Raw genomic sequence first — 5,739 nt, forward strand, 5'->3', positions numbered from 1 at the left:
CTTTGTTGATGCTCAGGGCGGGGACGTTCATGGGGATGCCGGCGGCGACGGCGGCTTGGCGGGCGGGCATCTGGCCGGCGCCGGCGGTGAGGACCTGTCCCATGATGACGTAGTCGACCTGTTCGGGGGCGACTGAGGACTTGTCGAGGGCGCCTTTGATGGCGATGCCGCCGAGGTCGGACCCGGAGAGGTCTTTCAACGATCCGAGGAGTCGACCCATCGGGGTACGAGCTCCCGCAACAATCACAGAACTGGTCACGATTTCCTCCGGCTGCAAAAGAGAGATAGTCGTCGGTTCCGTGCGGCCTAAGAGCCAAGTCACATCCCGACGTGTACTCCTCAAACGGTAGCGCTACCGTGAAAGGTATGACACAGACCTCCCCCAGTTCTGCACTCGCACCTTTGTCGTCCGACCTCGTCGTCGCGATCGATCACGTCGGAATCGCGGTGCCCGATCTCGACGTGGCAATCGCGTGGTACACGCAGCACCTGGGCATGGTGTCGACCCACGAGGAAATCAACGAATCGCAGGGCGTGCGTGAGGCCATGCTCTCCGTCGTCGGCTCCCCCGCCGGATCCACTGCCGTTCAGCTGCTCGCGCCTCTGGACGAGAATTCGACCATCGCCAAGTTCATCGACCGAAGCGGCCCCGGACTCCAGCAGCTCGCCTACCGGGTCACCGACATCGACGCCATCTCCGCCGAGCTTCGCGACCGCGGGGTTCGGTTGCTGTACGACGCTCCCCGACGCGGTACGGCCAACTCGCGCATCAACTTCATTCACCCGAAGGACGCCGGCGGCGTCCTGGTGGAACTGGTCGAACCCGACGCGAGCCACTAGCAGACCCGACTCCAGCTCGTATGCCAGGTAGATTGTCGCCATGGCATACGAGCAGGACCGCGGTTCGATCCAACTTCCGTTCCAGATCGCACGGAAGGGATACGACCGCGACGAGGTACGCAACTACTTCGAGCGATTCGACGCGGAGCTGCGAGTTACCGCGGCTGATCGTGATGCTGCCGCTGCGCAGGCCCGTGACCTCGCCAAGCAGCTCGACGATGCACGCGACGACATCGACGACCTCCGCAAGGACGTCGACCGCCTCTCGGTACCGCCCACCACTGCGGAGGGCATGAGCGATCGCATCAGCCGCATGCTGCGCCTTGCCTCCGACGAGGCCTCGGAGGTGCGCGCGAAGGCCGAGGCCGACGCAGCCGAGATGACCTCCATCGCCGAACAGGACGGCGCCCGCCTTCGTGGTCACTACGAGTCGCTGATCGCCGAACTCGAGGACCGTCGCAACGCGATGGAAACCATGCACGAGCAGACCATGGCGCAGGCCCGTACCGAAGCCGCCCGGATCGTCGAAGCCGCGCAGGCCGAGCGGGATCGACTGGCTGCCGAGTCCGAGGCCAAGCGCACTCAGATCCGCGAAGACTTCGACATCTCGATGTCGGAGCGCCGCGCCAAGGTCGTCGCCGCCGTCAACGAGCTGGAGTCGTCGAGCAAAGCAGAGGCCGAGCGTCGACTCGCCGATGCGTCGCACGAGGCCCAGCGCAGGCTGCAGGCCGCCACTGATCAGTCCGAGCGCAAGATCGCTCACGCGAAGGAACTCACCGAAGAACTGCGCGTTCTCCGAGGCCGAATCCTGGCTCAGCTCTTGGGCATTCGCGGACAACTCGATTCGGTTCCGGCCATGCTCGCATCGGTCAACCGGGAGAGCGAACTCCTCGATGCACCGCCCGCTCCGGTCATCGTCGAAGCCGAGGAAGATCTCGAGATCGAAGACAAGAAGGCCGACGCAGATAAGGTCGATGCAGATCCGGTCAAATCAGAACCGAGTATCGACGAAGACGACGTTCTCGAGGACGCGGACGAGACGAACACCGCCGAGATCGACACCCGCGCCGTCGAGCAGCGAGCCCAGTCCAGGAACTGATCGACGCTCAGGACCACCGTCTGGTCAGGCTGCGCGTACCGCGGCCTGACCAGCATCCGGTATGCCAGTGTCGACGCTCGTTCGCGCCGCCCGGTTCCGAAGGCCACGTCACCACGTGAGCGACGCCGGGTCTGATGTCGTGATCACAACCGGGGCATCGATAGAACTTCGTCGCGTTGGAGCCGGGTATCGGCCTCACCATGTACATTTCACCGCCCGGACCGGGTTCCTCCCGGACCAGCGCTCCGCCGAACAACACACCGCTTGGTGACGCCGACTCCGCGCTCGAATCCCGCGCACGCCGAGTATCCGTTCGACGGGTTTGCTTCGGCGAAGGTTTGCGGCGCGGCATGGTTCGAGTCTAAACAGCGTCAGAAGAGGCGGAACTCGGTGCTTTCGGTGCCCCGCAAGGCCTCGTAGTCAAGGACCAGGCAACGGATCCCACGGTCGTTGGCCAAAGTCTTTGCCTGCGGCTTGATCTGTTGCGCTGCAAAAACTCCCGTGACCGGCGCGAGCAGCGGATCGCGGTTGAGCAATTCGAGGTAGCGCGTCAACTGCTCGACGCCGTCGATCTCGCCGCGACGCTTGATCTCCACCGCCACCGATGCACCGTCCGCGTCTCGGACCAGAAGATCGACCGGCCCAATCGCCGTCATGTACTCACGTCGCACCAACGTGTAGCCGGGGCCGAGTGTCTCGACATGCTCCGCCAGAAGTTCTTGAAGGTGTGCCTCGACACCGTCCTTGATCAATCCCGGATCGAGACCGAGTTCATACGACGAATCGTGCTCGACCTCTTCGAGAGTGATCCGCAGTTCCTCGCCCGCCTTGTTGGTGACGACCCACAGGATGTCGTCGCCGTCCCCGGTGGTCTCGACCAACCAGCACGGCGGACTCATCCAGTTGAGCGGCTTGTACGCCCGATCGTCGGCATGGATACTGACCGAGCCGTCGGCTTTGACCAACAGCAGTCGTCTTGCGGTAGGGAGGTGGGAGGTCAGGCGTCCCACATAGTCGACACGGCAACGAGCAATAACTAGGCGCACCGGACCACCCTAAGCGATCTTTACGACTACTCTCGACACACTATGCAGCGAAGCCGTGTCCCGAGTGCGCCCCTGGGGTCGTGGCTGCTCGGATCCACCGACGAAAGCCCCAGGCGCCGCCGAATCCGCGTCCAGGCACTACTCACCGCCCCCCTCCTGGTCACAAACCTGATCGGAGCGGTACTGGCGATCGTGCTCATCGGATTCGTGGTTCCCGGACCCGAGATCATCCACCCCGAATTCGCATGGATCAACTTCATTGCCGTGCCCGTCTTCATCGGGTGTGTCTTTCTCATCGGACTTCTGTGGGGCACCAAACGGCTGATGCGGGATCTTCGATGGGCCACCGAGGATCACCCACCGACAGAGCAGAATCAACGCGCGGCGCTGCGCGGGCCGTGGCGACTGACCCGAGTGCAAGCCGTCCTGTGGACGGCCGCGCTCATCACCTTCACGACCATGTACGGAATCGTCGACCCCGACACCATTCCGAAAGTTCTGTTCACCGTGGCTTTCAGCGGTATCACCACGTGCGCTTTCTGCTACCTGCTCAGCGAGTTCGCACTCCGCCCGATTGCCGCGCGTGCACTCGAATCCGGAGCACCCCGCAAGGCTGCCGTTCTCGGACTGACCGGCCGGACAATCCTCGTCTGGCTGCTCGGAAGCGGAGTCCCCGTCACCGGCTTGATGCTCGTGGCGGTCTTCAGCTTCATCCGGCCTGCATCGTGGCAAGCCCTCGCGATCGCCATCCTCGTCATCGGCGGGATCACCCTGTGCGTCGGACTCGGGCTGACATACATCAACATTCGGTCCGCCGCGGCCCCCATTCGGTCCGTGCGACGAGGAATGGAACAAGTCACCCGTGGCGACCTCACCGCGTCCGTCGTCGTGTACGACGGAACGGAACTGGGACTACTGCAGGCCGGCTTCAATCGCATGGCCGAGGGTCTGCGCGAGCGAGAGCGAATACGCGACCTCTTCGGGCGCCACGTCGGACACGAGGTTGCCGCAAACGCGGTTCGCCGAAACCCGGAACTCGGCGGTGAAGAACGTGACGTTGCCGTTCTCTTCGTCGACGTCATCGGATCGACCACGATCGCGGCCACCAACTCCCCTACGGCTGTGGTCGCTCTACTCAACCGTTTCTTCGACGTCATCGTCGACGAGGTCGACGCACACGGCGGATTCGTCAACAAGTTCGAGGGCGACGCAGCGCTGGCGATCTTCGGAGCGCCGACGACACTCGACGATCACGCCGGCAGCGCACTCGCCGCTGCCCGCAAGATTCAGCAGCGCCTGCGTGCCGAGGTTCCGGAAGTGAGCGCGGGAATCGGCGTCGCCGCAGGTGTTGCCGTAGCCGGGAACGTCGGTGCGCGAGAGAGATTCGAGTACACCGTCATCGGTGATCCCGTCAACGAAGCGGCGCGACTGTCCGAGGTCGCCAAGACGGTTCCGGGTAACGTCGCCGCATCCGGACGGGCTGTGGCTGCCGCTGACAGCGCCGAGGCTGCACAGTGGTCGATCACCGAGAACATCACCCTTCGCGGCCGCCTCGAACAGACCGAGCTCGCGATTCCGTGCGACGCCCTGGAGTCCGAGACCAGCCCGTCAGACTCCGTGCCCGTTCAGCCCTGACCCCACCGCCCCCCTGAGCGAACGGCACGTTCGGTCGATCCAAGGCGATCAACGCCACGTTCGCTCGATGACTTTCCCGCTTCCCAACGGTCTATATCGAAACAGCGGAGATCCGACGACACCTGGGAGATGGGTACGACTATGAAACTGACGACCTTTACCATCGTCACTCTCGACGGTGTGATGCAAGGACTCGGTGGTCCGGACGAAGATCGCCGTGGCGGATTCGAGCGGGGCGGCTGGTCCGCGCCATTAGTGGACACCGAAGCCATGGATTACCTCGTCCAGGTCTACCAGCGAGCTGACGCGTTCCTGTTCGGGCGACACACGTACGAGATCTTCGCCGGCTATTGGGGCGCGTTCGAGAATCCCGACGTCAACCGCATTGCAAGCGCACTGAATTCGCGGCCCAAGTACCTTGCGTCGACGACGCTCACCGATCTGGAATGGAAGAACACGACAGCCCTTTCAGGTGACACCGCCATCGCTCTCGGCGAACTGACAGCCAGACCCGGCGGTGAGCTTCAGGTGCACGGCAGTGGCAACCTGTGCCGCTGGCTTTTCGCGAACGATCTTGTCGACGAGATGATCCTGCTGATCGTTCCGGTGGTGGTAGGCCAGGGCACGCGACTGTTTCCCGACACCGGACCGGACATCGCACTCGAGCTGGCCGAATCGCGAGCCACATCAAAGGGCGTGACGATTCAGAGGTATCTGCCGGCTGGCCGGCCGAAGTATGCGACTGCCACCGCCGACGGCATCGACTGATCCGGGCAAAGCGCCTGTCGTCCTCAGTCGTGTTCCCGCCCCTGATGGTGTGAACGTACCGTTCCCCTCGCCTAAGAGGGTGAGCGTGTCGTTCACTCGATCCCGGACGGGGTGGTGAGTCGGCTGTGCTCCCGCCCCTGATGGTGTGAACGGTACGTTCGGTCGATCTGAGGCGACGAACGTGCCGTTCACTCGATCAGAGGGTGCCGGCGACGGGATGTTTCGGGGTGTTTTGGGTACGAGAAAGCCCCCCAACCAGTACTGGTTGGGGGGCTTCTCTAATGTGTGTTCGGCGGTGTCCTACTCTCCCACACCCTGTCGAGTGCAGTACCATCGGCGCTGAAGGGCTTA

Annotated in this window: 6 protein-coding genes and 1 pseudogene; 4 read left to right on the forward strand and 3 right to left on the reverse strand. The window is 63.5% G+C overall.

Annotated features, from left to right (window positions below; translation table 11 throughout):
* Window positions 1–259, reverse strand: a pseudogene (locus GN300_RS29595) (acetyl-CoA C-acyltransferase); the annotation flags it as partial.
* A 107-nt stretch (window positions 260–366) separates the two neighbouring features.
* On the opposite strand from GN300_RS29595, the gene mce reads away from it, so the two are divergent.
* On the forward strand, window positions 367–840 hold the full coding sequence (mce, locus tag GN300_RS29600) for a methylmalonyl-CoA epimerase (RefSeq protein WP_037131968.1): 474 nt from the start codon (window positions 367–369) through the stop codon (window positions 838–840).
* A 40-nt stretch (window positions 841–880) separates the two neighbouring features.
* A complete protein-coding gene (locus GN300_RS29605) occupies window positions 881–1,939 on the forward strand; it encodes a hypothetical protein (RefSeq protein WP_063316265.1) in 1,059 nt (352 codons plus the stop codon).
* 7 nt (window positions 1,940–1,946) lie between these two features.
* On the opposite strand, the gene GN300_RS29610 is transcribed toward GN300_RS29605, so the two are convergent.
* Entirely contained in the window at window positions 1,947–2,291 is a 345-nt protein-coding gene (locus tag GN300_RS29610; protein WP_054828484.1) for a hypothetical protein, read from the reverse strand.
* A gap of 19 nt (window positions 2,292–2,310) precedes the next feature.
* Window positions 2,311–2,985 carry an endonuclease NucS gene (gene nucS / locus GN300_RS29615; RefSeq protein WP_007733244.1) on the reverse strand — a complete coding sequence of 225 codons (675 nt, stop codon included), beginning with the start codon at window positions 2,983–2,985 and terminating at the stop codon, window positions 2,311–2,313.
* A 42-nt stretch (window positions 2,986–3,027) separates the two neighbouring features.
* On the opposite strand from nucS, the gene GN300_RS29620 reads away from it, so the two are divergent.
* On the forward strand, window positions 3,028–4,620 hold the full coding sequence (locus tag GN300_RS29620; protein ID WP_063316266.1) for an adenylate/guanylate cyclase domain-containing protein: 1,593 nt from the start codon (window positions 3,028–3,030) through the stop codon (window positions 4,618–4,620).
* Window positions 4,621–4,761: 141 nt separating this feature from the next.
* A complete protein-coding gene (locus GN300_RS29625; RefSeq protein ID WP_063316298.1) occupies window positions 4,762–5,388 on the forward strand; it encodes a dihydrofolate reductase family protein in 627 nt (208 codons plus the stop codon).
* The last annotated feature ends 351 nt before the right edge of the window (window positions 5,389–5,739 follow it).

The sequence above is a fragment of the Rhodococcus sp. Ni2 genome (assembly GCF_021352185.1).
In the GTDB taxonomy this organism is placed as follows: Bacteria; Actinomycetota; Actinomycetes; order Mycobacteriales; family Mycobacteriaceae; genus Rhodococcus_F; species Rhodococcus_F qingshengii.

What these genes read in the sequence shown, in the direction of transcription:
- mce (WP_037131968.1), top strand. Translation starts at nt 367, where the DNA reads ATGACACAGACCTCCCCCAGTTCTGCACTCGCACCTTTGTCGTCCGAC.
- GN300_RS29605 (WP_063316265.1), top strand. Translation starts at nt 881, where the DNA reads ATGGCATACGAGCAGGACCGCGGTTCGATCCAACTTCCGTTCCAGATC.
- GN300_RS29610 (WP_054828484.1), bottom strand. Translation starts at nt 2,291, where the DNA reads ATGCCGCGCCGCAAACCTTCGCCGAAGCAAACCCGTCGAACGGATACT.
- GN300_RS29620 (WP_063316266.1), top strand. Translation starts at nt 3,028, where the DNA reads ATGCAGCGAAGCCGTGTCCCGAGTGCGCCCCTGGGGTCGTGGCTGCTC.
- GN300_RS29625 (WP_063316298.1), top strand. Translation starts at nt 4,762, where the DNA reads ATGAAACTGACGACCTTTACCATCGTCACTCTCGACGGTGTGATGCAA.